This is a genomic window from Prevotella sp. TF12-30 (genome assembly GCF_003436715.1).
GTDB lineage: Bacteria > Bacteroidota > Bacteroidia > Bacteroidales > Bacteroidaceae > Prevotella > Prevotella copri_A.
In genome coordinates this window covers 1-17,407 of record NZ_QSQJ01000056.1, presented here as the reverse complement: position 1 = coordinate 17,407, position 17,407 = coordinate 1, and the positions used below count along the sequence as shown (strand labels likewise).

General features: G+C 46.5%; 12 protein-coding genes and 2 pseudogenes. 2 read left to right on the top strand and 12 right to left on the bottom strand.

Annotated elements, in window-relative coordinates; genetic code table 11:
• Positions 1-42: 42 nt before the first annotated feature.
• The 10 genes and pseudogenes from DXD25_RS15010 to DXD25_RS14965 all read right to left on the bottom strand — a co-directional run.
• Positions 43-627: pseudogene (locus DXD25_RS15010) on the bottom strand (SDR family oxidoreductase); the annotation flags it as partial.
• Between the two features lie 17 nt (positions 628-644).
• A complete protein-coding gene (locus DXD25_RS15005) occupies positions 645-1,373 on the bottom strand; it encodes a UpxY family transcription antiterminator (RefSeq protein WP_117664206.1) in 729 nt (242 codons plus the stop codon).
• 759 nt (positions 1,374-2,132) lie between these two features.
• On the bottom strand, positions 2,133-3,326 hold the full coding sequence (locus DXD25_RS15000; RefSeq protein ID WP_233522338.1) for a DNA methylase: 1,194 nt from the start codon (positions 3,324-3,326) through the stop codon (positions 2,133-2,135).
• On the bottom strand, positions 3,310-4,995 hold the full coding sequence (gene ltrA, locus DXD25_RS14995) for a group II intron reverse transcriptase/maturase (protein WP_049702337.1): 1,686 nt from the start codon (positions 4,993-4,995) through the stop codon (positions 3,310-3,312). The genes DXD25_RS15000 and ltrA overlap by 17 nt, the downstream gene beginning before the upstream one ends.
• Positions 4,996-5,651: 656 nt before the next feature.
• Positions 5,652-10,424 carry a DNA methylase gene (locus DXD25_RS14990; protein WP_117664205.1) on the bottom strand — a complete coding sequence of 1,591 codons (4,773 nt, stop codon included), beginning with the start codon at positions 10,422-10,424 and terminating at the stop codon, positions 5,652-5,654.
• On the bottom strand, positions 10,411-10,860 hold the full coding sequence (locus DXD25_RS14985; RefSeq protein ID WP_117664204.1) for a DUF1896 domain-containing protein: 450 nt from the start codon (positions 10,858-10,860) through the stop codon (positions 10,411-10,413). The genes DXD25_RS14990 and DXD25_RS14985 overlap by 14 nt, the downstream gene beginning before the upstream one ends.
• Positions 10,861-11,040: 180 nt before the next feature.
• Positions 11,041-13,197, bottom strand: coding sequence for a type IA DNA topoisomerase (locus DXD25_RS14980; protein ID WP_117664203.1), 2,157 nt, complete (start codon positions 13,195-13,197; stop codon positions 11,041-11,043).
• 98 nt (positions 13,198-13,295) lie between these two features.
• Positions 13,296-14,954 carry a DUF4099 domain-containing protein gene (locus DXD25_RS14975; RefSeq protein WP_117664202.1) on the bottom strand — a complete coding sequence of 553 codons (1,659 nt, stop codon included), beginning with the start codon at positions 14,952-14,954 and terminating at the stop codon, positions 13,296-13,298.
• Between the two features lie 31 nt (positions 14,955-14,985).
• A complete protein-coding gene (locus DXD25_RS14970; RefSeq protein ID WP_081978971.1) occupies positions 14,986-15,264 on the bottom strand; it encodes a helix-turn-helix domain-containing protein in 279 nt (92 codons plus the stop codon).
• A 77-nt stretch (positions 15,265-15,341) separates the two neighbouring features.
• Positions 15,342-15,641, bottom strand: a complete 300-nt coding sequence (locus tag DXD25_RS14965; RefSeq protein ID WP_117664201.1) for a helix-turn-helix domain-containing protein — start codon at positions 15,639-15,641, stop codon at positions 15,342-15,344.
• 241 nt (positions 15,642-15,882) lie between these two features.
• Between DXD25_RS14965 and DXD25_RS14960 the strand changes: the two genes are divergently transcribed.
• Both DXD25_RS14960 and DXD25_RS14955 read left to right on the top strand, forming a co-directional pair.
• Entirely contained in the window at positions 15,883-16,170 is a 288-nt protein-coding gene (locus tag DXD25_RS14960; protein ID WP_117664200.1) for a helix-turn-helix domain-containing protein, read from the top strand.
• 93 nt (positions 16,171-16,263) lie between these two features.
• Complete coding sequence (locus DXD25_RS14955; protein WP_117664199.1) at positions 16,264-16,602, top strand: helix-turn-helix domain-containing protein; 339 nt, start codon at positions 16,264-16,266, stop codon at positions 16,600-16,602.
• A gap of 100 nt (positions 16,603-16,702) precedes the next feature.
• On the opposite strand, the gene DXD25_RS14950 is transcribed toward DXD25_RS14955, so the two are convergent.
• Both DXD25_RS14950 and DXD25_RS14945 read right to left on the bottom strand, forming a co-directional pair.
• Entirely contained in the window at positions 16,703-17,086 is a 384-nt protein-coding gene (locus DXD25_RS14950; RefSeq protein ID WP_233522337.1) for a hypothetical protein, read from the bottom strand.
• 8 nt (positions 17,087-17,094) lie between these two features.
• A pseudogene (locus DXD25_RS14945) lies at positions 17,095-17,334 on the bottom strand (tyrosine-type recombinase/integrase); the annotation flags it as partial.
• Between the last annotated feature and the right edge of the window lie 73 nt (positions 17,335-17,407).

Genomic DNA, 17,407 nt, shown 5'->3' with positions numbered 1-17,407 from the left:
TCTCATTTTCAATCGATTACATAAGAATTAACAGAGTATTGGTGGTAAATCCTTAGTCATATCTGTTTGTATGAAACCTGGAGCCACTGCATTCACTGTGATGTTACGAGGGGCTACTTCTTGAGCTAAAGCTTTTGTCGCTCCTATTAGCGCTGCTTTTGCAGTACTATAATTTACCTGACCTACCATTCCTTTCAAACCAGAAAGCGATGACATGTTTATAATTCTTCCACCTCGTTTACGAGGCATCATATGTTTCAATAGGCGTCTTGTGATATAGAAAAAGCCGTTAAGATTTGTGTTAAGTACATCATGCCATTCCTCATTAGCCATCATAAACATAACATTGTCTCGACGAATACCTGCATTGTTTACTAACACAGAAATATAATCATCAGGATGTCTTTGCTCCCACAGGTCAATCGCATTTTCTATAGATTGTGAATCTGCAACATCAAAAGGTAGCAACTCTGCATAACCTCCGTTCGCCTCAATTAGTTCCTTTACCTCATTAGCACTTTCGGAATTAGAATGATAATTGATTATGACAGGATACTCATTTGCTAAGCGCAAAGCCACTGCACGTCCTATACCTCGCGAGGCTCCTGTTACTAAAGCATATTTCATATTTATTAATTGTTTTATTATATTTTTTGAAGAAACGCACTTGGTATATAGGCTGTGGCCATTGTTACCAAATCATCTACTACCACGCCTACTCTCTGTTGCCCCTGCCAGCGTGCAACTATTCCAACCACCCCTTTGAATACACCATCAATAACCTTTACCAACTGTCCTTTCTCGAACTTTGGCACTTCGACTAATGACACGATTGTATTATCCGCATCGGCAGCACAGATGATTTTGAGACTTTCCATCTGATAGTCTGGAACTATCATAGGAACCTTCTCTATTCTGCGCCCAACGTGGACGTGACGATAGTAAAAACGAAGGAATGGGAGATTTACGTTGTCGTAAACAAAGGTTTTGAGTTGTTCTTCGGTACCGTAGGCGAAGAAGATGTTGGGTAAACGTGACTCGATAACAATTTTGCGCTTACCTTTTATAAGTTTCACTACCTCGGTGGTAGGATAGAAAGCCGTGATGCCTTTGGCGGTCATATAGTCGTATGCTTTTTTCTCTCTACCATAGGTGGTGCGTAAAGCATACCAATGAGGAATTTCTTCCTCTTTTTGCGCTTTAGACTTACTTGCTATATGGGCATTTCTGGTGGACACCCCTGTTTGTGAACTCTCGGCGGAAACTGTGCTTTGAGCTTCGGGGAGGGCGTTGGAGGTAAGTCCAGCGCAAGGAGGGAATTCACCTCCTCCTGAGGTGTGTACATCTTCTGATGTCCATTCATCGACTTTCATATCGGTGCTAACTTTTTTCTAGACAGAAATCCGTTAAATTGCGACAAAAAAAGCGTGGAATCGTCCTGTTGTCCATTCCACTTCCTGAGGCTCTAGCAATTGCCTATCATAGTTGAACAGACAACGTCAGAGCCCACGCCGATATGAAAATCATGTCCGTGTAAAGAGACCTATATAATACATTTGATTGCGCCCGAAAGGGTACAATCTATGCTTACAAGGTCTCCACGGGATTGAAATAATCACACCCGGGACATCTACCGTTGACCATATTCAAGACTATGATTAACTGTTAATTTGCTAGATTACAGGAAGTCTTAAACACAGCGTCGATAAACGCCTTCCATTATGTCTGGATTGCTTTCCCACCCAAAGCCCGCTTTCGTATAGATATGTCATGGTTGACTTCACTACACTCAGCACGGCGTAGGCTGCCGACTCGGTTATCATGAAAGAACTCGTCTTACAGCGACAACTGCGGTCTGGCTATACAATCCGACTGCAAAAATACGAAAATTTATTGAGAAAAGACAAGAAATGGCAGGAATTATAAATACTGCAACACAAATTTAAGACTATTTAAGCCTAATCGCTTTAATATCTCAGAAATTTTGTATAAACAAATACTGTTTTTCATTACTTTGATATCAAAATGTGAACGAAGAACTATCTGTGTTTAGATAATTTATATAGTATTAAGAAAAAGTAGTAGCAAACAAACTCATAATAAGTTTGCTTGCCACTTTATAAATAGACCAATTAAAGACCAATTCGGACCTTCCTTTCTTGTTGTACTATAGTATCTGCGTAGAATTCTCCCGATTTGATAGTGTTGTTTTCTTTTTGAGGTTTATCACTTATATCCTTTTCTTGAACAGGTGGTGCCAATTCTAACTGTATTTTTCTATCCAATGCTGCCAGTTCCGTCTTCAGACTTTTCAGCTCTTCTTCTCTCTTCCAGACCTTGGAAGCAATTTCCTTTAGTTGCGGTATCTCCTTCTCCAGTGTCCTGCATCTTGAATCATACTGTTCAATGTACCCTTGTATCTTCTGCAGGGCATTCACAAAGTTATTTGCCGCAGCTATCGGGTCAGACTTGGCGAGATGTCCGTTGTTGTACTGATACTTGTAATGGCCCTCAACAACAAAGCGGTTATCAACGAAGGGAAGACCGCTCTCAAAGCTTGTCTCGCTTACGACCTTGATAGGAAATCCATAAATTGCACCTATTTCCTTGTATTCCCCATCTGTCCTTTCCGTTTTTGCCATCCTTTGAAGCTGTTTGCCTATCACTTCCAGATTATTGGACTCGAGACCGTTAAGGGTGATGAGATTGAGAATATTCCCGTCCATATCCTTCTTTGCCTGACTCATAAACTTGTCATAGTCCGCTGTCATGCCTTTGAGTATAGTCCGATTGCCGTCCAGCTCTTCTGACTTTGACTTCAGTTTCTGTTCCGAATCACGCTTGCCCCTGTTGAACGATTTGCGCTCACCCTCCAGAGAAGCAATCTTCTTCTCCAGCTTTGCCTTGTCAAGCAAGTCGGTATTTCCGGAGAGAATAGCCATATACTCGGAAAAATTCATGCCCGATTTCTCGTCCATCGCTCCCTCGTCAATGGTTCTCGCCCCCAAGGCTCCGCTTTTCAACTGCGAGATAAAAGTCTGCTTGCAGTGCAGGAGGTTAAACTTGTACGAGTCAAGCGACTTTTCCACCGCATAGATGATGACATCCACCTTGTTGTCGGCATAGATTTTGGCAATCTCGTTGCCGGCACGCACACCTCGACCGTCACGCTGTGCCAAGTCTGACGGTCGATCGGGTAGGTCAAGGGCATTGCTGCCCTCTTCCCCCCTAAGAACCGTACATGAGAGTTTCCCCTCATACGGCTCAAGCTTTTCTAAGCCTCTGTTTGTATGCAGAGACCGGCTCAAACTACTTCTTGTTTCCATTTGATTTGCGGGATAATTTAAAACATTCATCATGAACCAACAGATTGCATTTCTTTCCGTTTTGAACGGTTGGCATGACATTCCATGCCTTGTGCGTATCAATAGGCTCACCGCATATAGGACATTTGCGTCCTTGCTTTTCCCATAGGTACAGCAGTGACTTGCGTCCTTTTAGCGTAACAAGCATTTTCGACTTCTTTCTTTTATAGAAGTACAGACGACAGTCTGCATCAAACGGGTTCATGTCTCCTTTAATCTGCGTGTATTGCAGGAATGGAAACGATGAAGTCAGAGACAATAATGTCAATTGGTCTTCCTTTCCGTTTGGTTTCTTGAATTTTGAAGCGAAAGTCCATTTGTTCCCTCGAATGTCATGCCAATATCGGTCTTTTATCCACCGTTTCCCTTTCTTGGAATGACGGCGTTTTGCCCATTGCCATAGTGAGAGGAATATCTGATGGTCGATTCTGTGAAATGAATCACGTGTCGCCCCATGCTGATAATAACCTCCCCATCCTCGGATTTTAGAGTTCAACATTCTGATTAACGACTCCTGTCTGCAACCCTTGTTCTCCTTAATTACCTTACGGATATTCTCCATAAAGCGTTTCTCGGATTTCTTTGTCGGCTTGGTCAATATGTCCTTGCCGTATTTGCGGATATTAAAGCCAAGAAAATCAAAACCGTCATGCACGTTGGTTATCACCGTCTTTTCCTCTGATAAGGTCAGACCTCTTTCAGACATAAATTCAGCAACCAATGGCTTGATTTCATTTTCAAGAGTTTCCTTGTTCTCGCAAGTGATGATAAAATCATCCGCATAACGTACAAGGTTCACCATTGGTGAATACAACTTACCATTAACATGATGGCGCTTATATCTATCTGCAAGAGCTTTCTGCAATCCGTCCAAAGTCATATTGGCAAGTGTCGGAGAAATTATACCACCTTGCGGTGTTCCTTCCTCGGTCGGGAACATTTGCTTGTTGAAAACATAGCCACATTTCAACCATTTTCGGAGTATTGCCTTATCCATTGGGATATTGGCAAGTAACCACTCATGGCTGATATGGTCAAAACACCCTTTTATGTCACCCTCCAAAATCCATTCGGGAGAATATCCCTTTCGGAGAATGTTATGACATTGCTGTATTGCATCCATACAGCAGCGTTCCTTGCGGAAACCGTATGAACGAGTATCAGCTGTAGTTTCTGATACAGGCTCCAATGCCATAAGATAGAGTGCTTGCATGGCTCTGTCTTTCATTGTCGGTATTCCCAACGGTCGCAGTTTGCCGTTGCTCTTCTTGATATGAACTCTTCTCAGCGGCATTGGCTGGTAGCCTCTGCGTTTGAGTTGGGTTATTGCTTGCATTTTAGCTTTAGGGGTATCCCATATTTCTTTGTCAACCCCAGGAGTACAACCACCCCCGTTAGAAGTAACCCTCTTTACGGCTAAGGCTTTTGCGTAAAAAGAGTGGGTAAGCGTCCATTGCAAGGCTTTCACCTTGTTATGTCTGCCTTCCTTCTGAGCCTTTACAATACGAGCTTGAAGCTTCTTAACAGCTTGCTCCGCCTTAGTCCAGTCTATTCTGTCCCAATTTGATTGCAGGTTGTCAGTCGGCGCACACGATTGGTCGAGGAGATTTTCTTTGATTTTATCGTTCATTTGCATTCCTACTTTAAAAAGTTCTAAAAGTTTATTGTAAAGAATTACCATTTGGCTAATGTTGGGTATTTGCCTCCCAAACATTACCACAGAAGTCTGCCCACTTTCGTGGTAGGTTGATGTTGTCCCTTGTCAACTCGTGATAAGTGGCTCAAACCCTATCCGTCCCATTACAGAACGGCATTCGCTTTCTCTGTTATCTTATACCTGCACATCATTCAGCATCCATTACTTTCAGCTTACCTGTCTTTTGTCTGACAGGAGATGTACAGGCTTACCATGTTCCACATAGATAACTAACGGATAGGTTAGGTTCTGTCTCATCCTCCGACGGTCTTTACATCCGTGTAATCCTACCATGGAGAGGATTATCTGACCGCATCCCATTTTGGGTAGAGTGTATCAGTATCTTGCACTCTTTTACGACATTACGAAGTTTACTAACAGTTCGCTTACGCTAACCATACTATCCAGCCTCGCCACTCTACGGTATGATACTAACCATACTTGACTTCCCCTCACGGTTCTGTCTTGTCTTGTGAAAGTGTACTTTGTCCCGACCGCTTAATACAACATTAAGGTGCATCGGTCGGTAGGCTACCGCTGACGGAACAGCGGGTTAAAACTGATACTTAAAGTATCATTCCAACAATTATCTATGCGACTTCATGTCGCACCCACGGTGTGTCCAAATGATGAATAGCGACACACCTTTTTTGTGCATTTACGCCTGTACCTAACATGGATGTGGAGCCGAACAATACTCGTACCGAACCCTCGTTCATGGCTGCTATCACCGCCTTTCTTGCCCTCTCGTTCTTGCACTCCTGAATGAAGCGAATCTCTGACGAGGGTATTCCATAATCCTCTATCAGCTTACGCTTGATTTCAGAATACACGTTGAATTCCCCAGGTCTGTATGTGCCAAGATCTGAGAATACGAACTGCGTGCCCTTGTGATTGTCATAGCGTTTGTAATAGTCCGCTATCATCTTGGCACAATGGCTCGCCTTATTGTCGGGATGATCCTCACAAGTCGGGTCTATCATGCGCATATCGAGAGCCATCTTTCGGGCATAGTCCGTGGCAATGAGCATCTTTGCCTTCTCTTCCGTTTCTGACAGTGGAAGTCTGCCGAGGATGGTAGCATCGCCCGTCTTGGCAAACTCCATCAGTTTTTGGATGAAGTCCTCCTGCTCGGGTGTCGGTGGTATGTTATGAAGGATCTCGTTCTTCTGTGGTCTGTCCACGCCAACCGCCTCCGCCGTGCGATAGTCGGTTATCTCGTTGTAGAAAGCAGCAAGCTCCGGTACCTTGATGAAGTATCTGAAACGTTCCTTCTGTACGATGTTGTTGGTGACGTTAAACTCGAAGTCGGTAGTTTTCTTGGCGAAGATTGCCGCCCACGCATCGAAACAGCGGATGTCCTGACGCTCCAGTTCCTTGGGGCGCAGGTACTTGAAAAGCAGATACAACTCAGTCAGTGAGTTACTGATAGTTGTTCCCGACAGAAATGTCGCTCCCAAGTCTCTGCCTGTCCGCTCCTGTATGGTTCGGATGGCAAAGAGCATATTGAGTGCCTTCTGGCTCCCCTCGCTGTTGCCGAGTCCTGCCACACGGTCGTGACGGGTGTTGAACATGAGGTTCTTGAACTGGTGGCTCTCGTCCACAAACAAGTGGTCGATGCCCATCATGCGGAAGTCCACCACATCATCGGTACGCTGCTCGATGCTGTAGGCTATCTTCTGCAACTTCACCTCCAGATTCTGCTTTCGCTTTTCCAAGCCTTTGAGCATTCCCCTCGACACGTCTTTGCCCTGCGTGCGTATCACTTCCAAGTTTTCCTCCACGGTATCAAGCTCAGCCTGCAATATCTGCCGCTGGAGTTCTGGCGATTGCGGTATCTTCCCGAACTGGTCATGCGACATGATTACACAGTCATAGTCGTTGTTCTTGATGTTGTTGAAGAAACTGACACGGTTCTTGGTGGAAAAATCCTTCTCCGAGGCATAGAGTATCCTCGCATGGGGATAAGCTGTCTGATAGGTGGCAGCTATCTCCGCGACATTGGCTTTCAGCCCGATAATCATCGGCTTGTGAGCCATACCGAGGCGTTTCATCTCATGCGCAGCCATGCACATGATGAGGGTTTTGCCTGTACCTACGGCGTGGTCACATATCCCGCCGCCGTTCTGCAAAAGCATCCAAACACAGTCCTTCTGACTTGGATACACACTCTTGATGCCATACTTTCCGCCAAGGGCTTTCAAGTCCAAGCCGGGGAAGGTCTGGTGAGAACCGTCATACTTCGGACGCACGAAGCAGTTGAACTTCCGGTTGTACATTGTGGTCAAGCGTTCCTTAAAGGAGTCAGACTGCTCCTCCAGCCATTCAGTGAACCCGTTGCGGATTTCGTCAATCTTGGCATTGGCAAGCTGTATGCCCTCGCTGTCACGCACCTTGATGTCGTTGCCGTGTTCATCCTCACCGATGCTCTTCATCATGTCGGGACAAGTGTTGTGCAGGGCATGTTTCAGAAGACTCATGCCGTCATAGTTGCGGTAATAGCCCTTCACCATATACTCATCCGTGATGGCCATGGTCTTCATACTGCATTTTGCCGAATATTCGTCCATGCTGTCGGAATAGACGATGCTGACCTGTGTATTGAAGAGGTGGCTCATGTAAGCGGAATACACACCTGTAGGTATCCAACGCTCACCGAAGTTGAAGTCCAGGTCCTCAAAGGCTATCGGTTCGGGAATGCTTGCCTTCAAGGCTTCCAACGACTCCCTCACGATTGCATGGTCGGGATTTTCCTTCAGCCATTCTTCTATACGCTCCGCTTTCTCTATGACATTGCCAGCAATGAAGCGGTCGGCTATCTCGTAGCCGTCTATGAGCGGATTGTAATAGATGCGCCCTTTAAGCGCTTCCGTCAGTTCCGGTTCCAGCATATCCGATAATTCAGTCATATACGGCAAGTCGATACGGCCGAACTTGTTGAGCGAGGCGGTGAGCGCTTCCTCTGGAGAATCGACATGACTGACCTCGTCAAGCGAAAAAGAGACCGGGTGGTCGAAGATGTCTGACTTTATGAACTGTCCGTTTTCCACCCGTTCCAATGACAGCATGTCGCGCCCTGAGGCATCCATGAGGATGAACTTCACGTTCTGCTTGGCATTGAGGTTGCCGAAGCGAATGAAGAAAGCGTCATAATAGACATTCAGACTCTCACGCATCTGCTTGTTTTCCGTCTGTTCTTCCGCTTCATAGGTGTAAAGTTTCTGATAGGCATCACGGAGGGCGATATACAGGACAGCCTTTTCTTTCTGCTCCATATTCAGATCCAACGGCATGAAGGTAGCACCATACTTGGTAAGGTCTTTCAATACACCGATATTTCTGGCAGAGTCGAGCACCATAGAACCCTCACGATGAAAACTATCCAGTTTCTCATCAAATGGACGGGGCTTCATAGCATCCTCTTTCTTCTTTGCCAGCTCTTCCCGCTTTCTTTCTTGCCCTTTTTGTTGTTCCCGCTCATGATCTGTTTCTTCCAATGTGTTCTGAGTCTTGGAATCTTCTTTTGGCTCATTCCCTTTCGACTGTCCATACCCGATTTGAGCTTTGAGAACTTCTATCGGTTCCATCGGCGGCTTGAACTTCGGATCAAGCGTATCTTCAACGCCCAAAGCCTTGAGTTGTTCCTGACGGTGCAGTTCCGCCTTTTGGCGCAGCAGCACCCTGTCTTCGGGAGCCATGGTCATCATCATCTCGTAAAAGCCGTTGATTGGCGGATTCTCTTCCCAAGAGATGCTTGCGTATGGCTCATCCCCAAGCAGGATTGGTTTTGTCTCCTGTGCTGTTTCCTGCTCTTTTGCATCTGTCAACGAAGGCTTTTCTTCTTTTTCCACAGGCTTTGTCACAACTTCAAAAGTCGGATTTACGCTTTTTACCAACGGACTTGCTTTCTTCCTTGACACTTTCTTGGCGACAGCACCCACTGTTACCTCTGCTTTCTTCTTTGTAGCATGGACAGTCAGACGGTTTTCTTCTTCCATTCCCCAAAGGTCAAACAGCGTCATTTGCACTGGTGGCTGATGATGATTGGACTTTTGGGATAGCTCTGCATCATCAGTAGGCTTTTCCTGCTTTTGCAAGGATACTACCGTATCGCTCTGCTTTTCCTCAATGGAAGGCTTTATCTTCTCTGTTTTTTCTATCTTTTCTGTTTCTTCAACCTCCTTAACTTCCTCAGCCTTTGTTTCCTCTATCCCCAAGTATCGGTTCAAATTGAGGTTCTTCTTAAAGTCTTCATGGAGCATCTTTCGCAAATCCTCTGCAATGCCTTCCACGCCATCCTCATGCGTGTATATCATTGCAGGTTTGCCGAACGGGTCAGTATCCAACTTTGCTGTTGTATGGATAATGCGTTCCGGATGCTCCAGAAAGTAGTTGTTTGTCGGAATGCGGTTCTCGTCATTATAGACGGTATCAAGCAGGTTGTCGTCTCCTCGCAGCGACTCCTTTTGGCTGTTTTTCTGGAGGATGATGAGGTCACTGCCCACTTCCGTATTGGCATTTTCCGTGAACAGGTTGTTGGGAAGACGAATCGCTGACACGAGATCAGCATGATAGAGCATCATAAAACGCGCGGCACTGTTGTTTTTGGCATTCAATACGCCTTGTGAGGTGATGAAGGCAACCAACCCGCCGTCCCTTACCGTATCAAGAGCCTTGACAAAGAAGTAGTTGTGTATGCGTCTGGTGACAAGTGCCCTCATGCCTTTCATGGCTGTATAGGACGGATCAAACACGGCAACATCGCCAAAGGGAATATTTGAGATGGCGAGGTCAAAGTAGTCATTGAAAGGCTTTTCTATCTTCTCGAATCCCTCTATGCGCACTTTCTGCTCCGGGTGCAGATGGCGGAGTATCTTTCCTGTAAGCAGGTCTTTTTCAAATGCCATAATGTCTGCCTTGGGATTGTTATCCAAGACGGAATCGACAAAGGCACCGATGCCTGCCGAGGGTTCAAGTACCTTTTCGGGGATAATCTGATGCTCTTTCAACACATCCGTCAGAGCCTCCGTAATGGCTGACGGCGTGTAGAATGCCGTGAGGACAGACTGTTTCAGACTGTCCATCAACTGTTTGTACTCGCTTTCATTCTTGCTGTTTTTACGGATAAGTCTATGCAGCTCCACTGTTGGAGCAAACAATTCAAGGTCTGACTTTGCCCAATGGACGGCATCCGCCAGTTCCCTGGCAGGGTTCAGGATGCACTTCAATCCACCGAATCCGCAATAACGCTCCAGAAGGAGACGCTCACAGGCGGTCGGCGTGCGCTGTTCCCTGTCAAGGATGAATGCCGTCTCTATAGCCTTGATGTTGTCGTTCAGACGTTGTTTTCTATTGTACGCCATTTGACTCTATGAAAAGGGCTACGGCTCCCGTCAACTCTGTATAGAGCTGGTCGTAGTCCGGTGACTGGGCAAAATCATCATCGGTGAGGTCGTAAATGGAATACACGTTGTCAACCAAAGGCAGGAGGTGCTTGACAAACGCTTCCTGATCTTCTACTGCTACCTCCAGGGGAAACTCACTGTCAACAACATCGTACAGGATGCTGTACTTGGAAAAGCGGAGACCTTTCAGCAATGCTGACATGGCAAGCTCTTGTGCCGCATCGGCAAAGAGGGCATCACGCCGTGCCTGCTCATATACCTCTGCGGCATGGTCTGCACGTTCGCGGATAAAGTCCGCATCGCTGGCTTGTGGAAAACGGTTCTCTCTGAGATGGTTCAAGAGATACAGTCCGTAATAGGACAGCTCTGTCTGTGCCTGTTTCTTTCTGTTCATTTGTCTGTTGAATGGATTAAGTGGTGAATAATAAACCGTGGATGGCGGTTGATGTTTGTGTGAAAGCAAGAAAAAGGCACTCGGTATCCCTCCGAGTGCCGCCACTTAATCCACAGTAAATAAAAGCATCCTGAATAAAGACACCATTTATGAACCATGTTTCGGTGGCAAAGGTACAAACTATTTCTTGTATCTCTTCACATTTCCTCGCTTTTCTGCTGTTTTGCGCTCTGCAAAGACGAATTTCGTGTTGAAATTCTCGTCAAAGGCTATGGCTGCGGAGAATGGTTTGCCTTGCTTGCTGGTGAAACCATTGAGCGTTCTGGTCTTGCCCTTGGTAAGCAAGTCGGTGATGTCGGCATCAGTGAGCAACTTTCCTGCTACCTGCTTGAACACTGGCATACCGCACTCCTTGTTGCTGCATCTTACTACCTTTCCGAAGAACTGCATGGTACCTTGCTTGCATTTAGGACACTGGCAGCCGGAATCCTTGTGGCTGAAAAGTCTGTCACAACCTAACAATTCCGCAGTGATTTCACGGGTATAGCCTTCGATACTATGGGTGAACCCGTCTGCACTTGCTTCACCTCGTTCAATCTTGGCAAGTTCCGCCTCCCATTTGCCCGTCATCTCCACATTGGCAATCGCCATGTTCTTCACCACGGAATGCAGGGCGAGTCCTTTTTCCGTCGGCACAAGTTTCTTCTGCTGGCGCACCATATACTCTCGTTTGAGCAGGGTTTCGATGATGGCGGCACGTGTGGCAGGTGTGCCAATACCGCTGTCCTTCATTGCCTGGCGCATCGTATCATCTTCTATCTCTTTGCCTGCGGTCTCCATTGCTGCAAGCAATGTGGATTCCGTATGCAAAGGCTTCGGTTTGGTCTTGCCCTCCGTGATGGTGCAGCCAGAAAGAGTGATATGCTGTCCTTCTTGCCAGTTGGGAATGACTTGCTCCTTGACCTCATTGTCTGTTGCGTCTGCATCCTTGTCCAGCCTGTTGTTCTTTTCCTTGAGCGACAACGCTCGCCAGCCAGTCTGTCGGATGATGGAGCCACTGATGCCAAATTCGACGTCATGATCCACTTGCGCCGATACTGATGTGATGTCCTTGATGCAGTCTGCCGAGAACGCTTCAATCATCCGGCACAATATCATGTCATAAACGATCTTCTCGTCCTTGAAAAGACCAATGGCTGCATTTTCTGTGATGAGCAGGGCATGGTGATCGGTCACCTTGGCGGCATTCACGCTGTTCTTGCTGTAGTCCTCACTGCCAGGCAAGAGTTTCACTTTCTCTCCATATTCCGAATGATTCTCCAGATTCTTGAAGAGTTTGGGAAGGGTGGCAAATACATCATCCGAGATATAGCGGCTTGATGTTCTTGGATAGGTGATGAACTTTGCCTCGTAGAGTTTCTGGGCGATGGAGAGTGTATGCTCTGCCGTGAAGCCATGCTGGGAGTTGGCTTCTTTCTGCAAGGTGGTGAGGTCGTAAAGGAGCGGTGCCTTCTCCACCTTTCGCTTGGTTACTACCTTTGTGATGATGGCAGAACCGGTATCTTTCACCTTATTATATATATCGGTTGCGGAGCCTTTGTCTGCCCATCGGTTGGCAGATGTGAACTTCAGTATATTGCCACTGTCTGCATCAACCACACCGAAGTGTACCTGCCAGAACGGTTTCGACTCGAAACGCTTGTTTTCCCAATAGCGTTCGCATACCATACCAAGGGTCGGAGTCTGCACACGACCTACGGAATAGGTACCACGTCCTGCGGCTATCGTCAGGGCTTGTGTGCCGTTGATGCCGACGAGCCAGTCTGCCTCACTTCGTGCCTTGGCTGCATGATAGAGATTGTCATACTCCTTGCCATCCCTGAGGTTCTGAAGTCCCTCACGGATGGCGGTGTCCGTAAGCGAACTGATCCAGAGACGGTCGAAAGGTTTCTGGCAACCGAGATACACATAGAGGTATCGGAAAATCAACTCTCCCTCACGTCCGGCATCGGTTGCTACGATGATGCGCTCACTGCTGTCAAACAGCTTGCCGATAATTTTAATCTGGGCAAGCACACCTGCATCTGGTTTGTAGCCGTTCTCTGTCTTGACTTGTCGGGGAACAAGAACGAACGGGTCGGGAATCACAGGCAGATTCTCTGCATGGAATCCCTTCATGCCGTAGGTTTCCGGCATGGCTGGCTGCACTAAATGTCCGAATGCCCATGTCACATAATAGCCATTGCCCTGCATATAGCCTTCCTCACGCTTGTCAGCTCCCACAATGTGGGCGATTTCCTTGGCTACGCTTGGTTTCTCTGCGATGATTGTCTTCATTGTCTGTTGTTTTTGTGACATCCGCAACCGTGGGATAGACGGTCGCAGATGTCGGTTGTTATAATGGATGATTAACTCTGTGGATCAAGTGGCGGCAACTACATCTTCACGCTTCTTGCCTTTCTCTTTGGCTTCTGTTCCTCGGCGTTCTGTTCCTTCTGCTGCTTTTCGTTCTTTGGCGCAGACTGTCCCGGACTCAGCGGATCCTTGGTGTGCTTGGTCGCCTCATGGGTCTTGCCCTGCTCGTTGACGGCGACTTGTACCTTGTTCTCGTTGGTCGGAATCTGTTCCTTCGCCTGTTTGAGGTCTGGATTGTTGCGGTAGGAACGTGGCTGCATCTTGTCGAAATCGAACTTCACGTAGGCGGTATAGGTACCGCTGCCGTTCTTATTGGGCACTTCCTTGATCTCGATGGTCTTGCCTGCCACATAGTCGTCCTTCTGCTGCTCGGTCAGTTCCTTCTTGAAATAGGTGTTGAGTCGGCGGATGGTTCCGTCCTCATTGAGCCAGTGGTTGGGATCTTGCTGTTTCTTCTGACCGCCCGTATCACCTTCTGCCTTCTGCTCCTGCTTGTCAGCGGTTTGCTTCTTGTCGCCATTCTGTTTCTGACCTTGCGCCTGTCTTGTGCTGCCAGGCACGAACTCCACGCCACGCTGTTCCACATTCACCTGCAGCAGCGGTGTAAACTTGCGCCCGTTGGCAAGCTCAATCTCCTTGCGAAGCGGAATACCTGAGTAGAGCACTCTCTTGTCGTCCTTGGTAATAGGTGTCTTGCCGATGGTATCGGGTATGCGCACCTTGTTGGTCGGGATGTCAACAATCTCATTGGTGAGACGGTCGATACTGATGAAATGAGGACGCAGCTCACCTGTATTCTTGTCGGGGAAATCCACAACCTTTCCGAGGTTGCCGTTCTGCAACAGGTTCTTCTTGTCCTCTGGAGTGAAGGTATAGCCTTTGTAAGCGACATCGAGTTTAGGCTCGTTGCGCACGAAATGCGGCACGAGTTGCAACTGGTCGTTATCGTCCTTGCGGAATGACAGACGGGCCTGTATCTCTATCTGTTCACCGCCGAAGGTCGGCTTCACAATCACAAGCCCCGTCTTGCCGTAGTTGAGCAGGGCTTTCATATCCTTCTCATTCATACTGTTGAAGTCTATGCCATATTTGGCACCAAGTTCCTGCAGGTTCACATCGTTACCACTAATGAGGTTCTGCTTTACACCCGGAGCGGTCTGTGCCTGCTGTTCGGTTGCGGTCTGTTCTGGTTTCTGTTCCATGTCGTTCTTTTTTTCGTTGGTTTGTTCTGATGATACATTCTCTTTTTCTGTGTTAGCTTGCGTCTTGGACGCATCGTCCGATGATGCGGTTTCTTTCGCCTGACCTTCCGATTGCTTTGCCTCTTTCTCATAATTGGAGGTGTCAACCTTGTGGGCGGAAAGAATCTCCTTGTTAGCCTCCGGATCTTTCAGCAACTCCTTCATCACGCCAAGCAGGTTTTCCATCTGGTCTGCCGCTATGCGGTAGAATCCGAATCGGCTTGGCTCCTTGCACTGGCGGAAGAAGTTTCTAAAGAAACTGTCCATCAGGTCACTGTTGCGGTCAAAACGCAGGAAGTCGGGCGTGTTCTCCGCCTTGGCGGGTGCTCGCTTCGGTGTGCCGTCTCTGCTGAGTCCGGCGACGACACTGATCTCGCCCGTCTTCTCGTCACGGACTACCAGCACGTCCTGTTCATCACTCTTTTTCTTTTGTACCATAATTGTAAATTTTTAATGGTGAATACTTTTGTTATTTGAATTTCTGATGAATGCGAGTCAAGTAATGCTCCACATTCTCTTTCTTGAATTCTTTGACATTATTCTCTACAAACTGCATCACATCCTCTTCCGTGTAGTATGTTTTCTGCCCCAAACGCTTGTAGGGAAGCACTCCCAGACTGCGATAGCGTTGAAGGGAACGAGGGGAGATTTGAAATAAGAGGCAGAGATCTTGGTTGTCGAGCAATTTTTCATTGATGGCAGAACTTCCTTTTTGCTCCGTCTCTCGTTCGTGTCTCAACATCAGCATGTCGTAGATGCCGTCTATCTTTTTGTGTAGGTCATGGAGATATAACTCCAGTTTTTTCAATGTTCCATCTTCCATGCTCATGTTTCCTTTGTTATTGTTCGTTCCTCAACCATTCTTTCTATGGCTTCAACTTGGTATCGGCATTGATTGCCAATTTTAATAAAATCAATGCGGTTCTCTGAGCGCATTCGCTGCAAGGTGCGCTTGCTCACACCAAGCATCTTAGCTGCATCGTCATTGGTCAACATCGGCTTCAATCCCTTGCCCGTCAAGTTCTCTTGAAATGCCATTTTTGCCAATCGCACGTACTGGACTATCTCTGTCAACTGTTCTGTCAGCTTTTTGAAGGCTGCACTTTCCATTGTTATTACTTCCATCTTAATTCCGTTTGAAATGTTATATAATTCGTTGTTTTTATTTCTCGGCGGCAAAATTAACCATTTGCGAAATACCCGTTTAACAACTCATTAATGACCCACGTATAATTTTCTTGATTTTTCTTGCCAAGCGGTCGGCAAACCCCAGAAAAGCACTGCCACAGTTATTCATTTTCATTGTTTTTCAACATACACACATTAACTTTGCACCCGAATTTGTTGAACCAATAAAACAGAGAATATGGAAGTAGTAACAATGGAAAAGAAGGCATTCGACTTGATGATGGCAAGATACGATGCCTTGGTAAAGAAAGTTGAGTTGCTGAAGCATAAGGCTAACGGCAAGCGTCTGAACAAATGGCTTACAGGTCAAGAGGTCTGCCAGCAACTTCGCATCAGCCAGCGCACCTTACAAAAACTTCGTGACCGCCGTTTCTTGGGTCATACCCAGATAGGTCGCCAATTCTATTACTGCCCCGAAGAGGTCAAAGCCATCGTTCCGCTTATCGCCAGAATCAAATCGGTATAGCGTAAAGCCAAACTCGCCCAAGGCAAAGCCGAAAACTTCACCCTGGGCGAGCAAACACATTTTATATTCACCACTTAATCCAAATTGTAAACAATGAACATGAACCAACTTCTTACGCATGAGAGCAAGTCGATAGACACCGCCATGCAATCCTTGAAGAAAGCCAACAACTGGCTATCCTCATTCATCGAGTCCTACAGCCCACCTTTGGACGGGGAGCGATACCTCACCGACAAGGAACTCTCCGAGTTCCTGAAGCTTAGTCGCCGTACCTTGCAGGAATATCGCAAACAAGGCATCTTGCCCTACATTATATTATGTGGCAAAACCCTCTATCCGGAATCCGAGATACAAGCACTTCTCACTGGTAATTACCGCAAGCCGATAATCGACGGCACTGTTTCACAAGGGGAGGGTACTGCTTCATTATAGCGAAACAAAAATAGCGTACAGGGTACAACGACAAAAATCGTTTCCCCTGTACGCTATTATATTATAAAGGTGTAGGAATCTTATTAAAAGATGAAAGATTCTAACTTGCACCTTTTGGTGTCGTTCCGTTCATCACAATAATCATCGGATACTCGTGTTTTACTTGCTCTGCTTGGCAATCCTTGCGGTTCACTACCTTACTGATAAACCATTGTCTGAACAACAAGGCTTGGTATGTATCCATTTGAAGTGCTATGGCGATAATCACTTCCATATCATAGACATGCGCAGAATATCCATTTTCAAGTTTGATGTATTGAGAATGCTGGAAATCTTTCAGCACACTTTGTTTCCAAATGCGCTTGATGGTATTCTTCACTGCTGTCCCTGTTACATTCAACAGTTCGGCAATCTCCCAAACTGTCATCCACACCTCACCATGATGTGGGGCGTAGATGACCATATCTTCTTGTATTGTTATCACTTGTCGTTTCATACTCTGCCATTTATAGTGTTAGTATTATCGTTGCAAACATTTCCAAACGTGAATTCCTCAATGTTATTTATTTGCTGAGACAACTTTTCCACGTCTTTGCTCAATTTCTCTTTGGTAATTTTGGCATACACCTGGGTTGTCTTTATGTCCTTGTGACCAAGCATTGAACTCACGGTTTCTATTGGAACTCCGTTGGAGAGGCAAACCGAGGTTGCGAACGAATGACGGGAGACATGCACAATTTAAGCAAAAGCAACGGAAAGTGAATATGAGAGAAATGAACTGCAAGTGGTTGAGAATGAGCAATAT

What these genes read in the sequence shown, in the direction of transcription:
- DXD25_RS15000 (WP_233522338.1), bottom strand. Translation starts at nt 3,326, where the DNA reads ATGGAAACAAGAAGTAGTTTGAGCCGGTCTCTGCATACAAACAGAGGC.
- DXD25_RS14975 (WP_117664202.1), bottom strand. Translation starts at nt 14,954, where the DNA reads ATGGTACAAAAGAAAAAGAGTGATGAACAGGACGTGCTGGTAGTCCGT.
- DXD25_RS14970 (WP_081978971.1), bottom strand. Translation starts at nt 15,264, where the DNA reads ATGCTGATGTTGAGACACGAACGAGAGACGGAGCAAAAAGGAAGTTCT.
- DXD25_RS14980 (WP_117664203.1), bottom strand. Translation starts at nt 13,197, where the DNA reads ATGAAGACAATCATCGCAGAGAAACCAAGCGTAGCCAAGGAAATCGCC.
- DXD25_RS14965 (WP_117664201.1), bottom strand. Translation starts at nt 15,641, where the DNA reads ATGGAAGTAATAACAATGGAAAGTGCAGCCTTCAAAAAGCTGACAGAA.
- DXD25_RS15005 (WP_117664206.1), bottom strand. Translation starts at nt 1,373, where the DNA reads ATGAAAGTCGATGAATGGACATCAGAAGATGTACACACCTCAGGAGGA.
- ltrA (WP_049702337.1), bottom strand. Translation starts at nt 4,995, where the DNA reads ATGAACGATAAAATCAAAGAAAATCTCCTCGACCAATCGTGTGCGCCG.
- DXD25_RS14990 (WP_117664205.1), bottom strand. Translation starts at nt 10,424, where the DNA reads ATGGCGTACAATAGAAAACAACGTCTGAACGACAACATCAAGGCTATA.
- DXD25_RS14955 (WP_117664199.1), top strand. Translation starts at nt 16,264, where the DNA reads ATGAACATGAACCAACTTCTTACGCATGAGAGCAAGTCGATAGACACC.
- DXD25_RS14985 (WP_117664204.1), bottom strand. Translation starts at nt 10,860, where the DNA reads ATGAACAGAAAGAAACAGGCACAGACAGAGCTGTCCTATTACGGACTG.
- DXD25_RS14960 (WP_117664200.1), top strand. Translation starts at nt 15,883, where the DNA reads ATGGAAGTAGTAACAATGGAAAAGAAGGCATTCGACTTGATGATGGCA.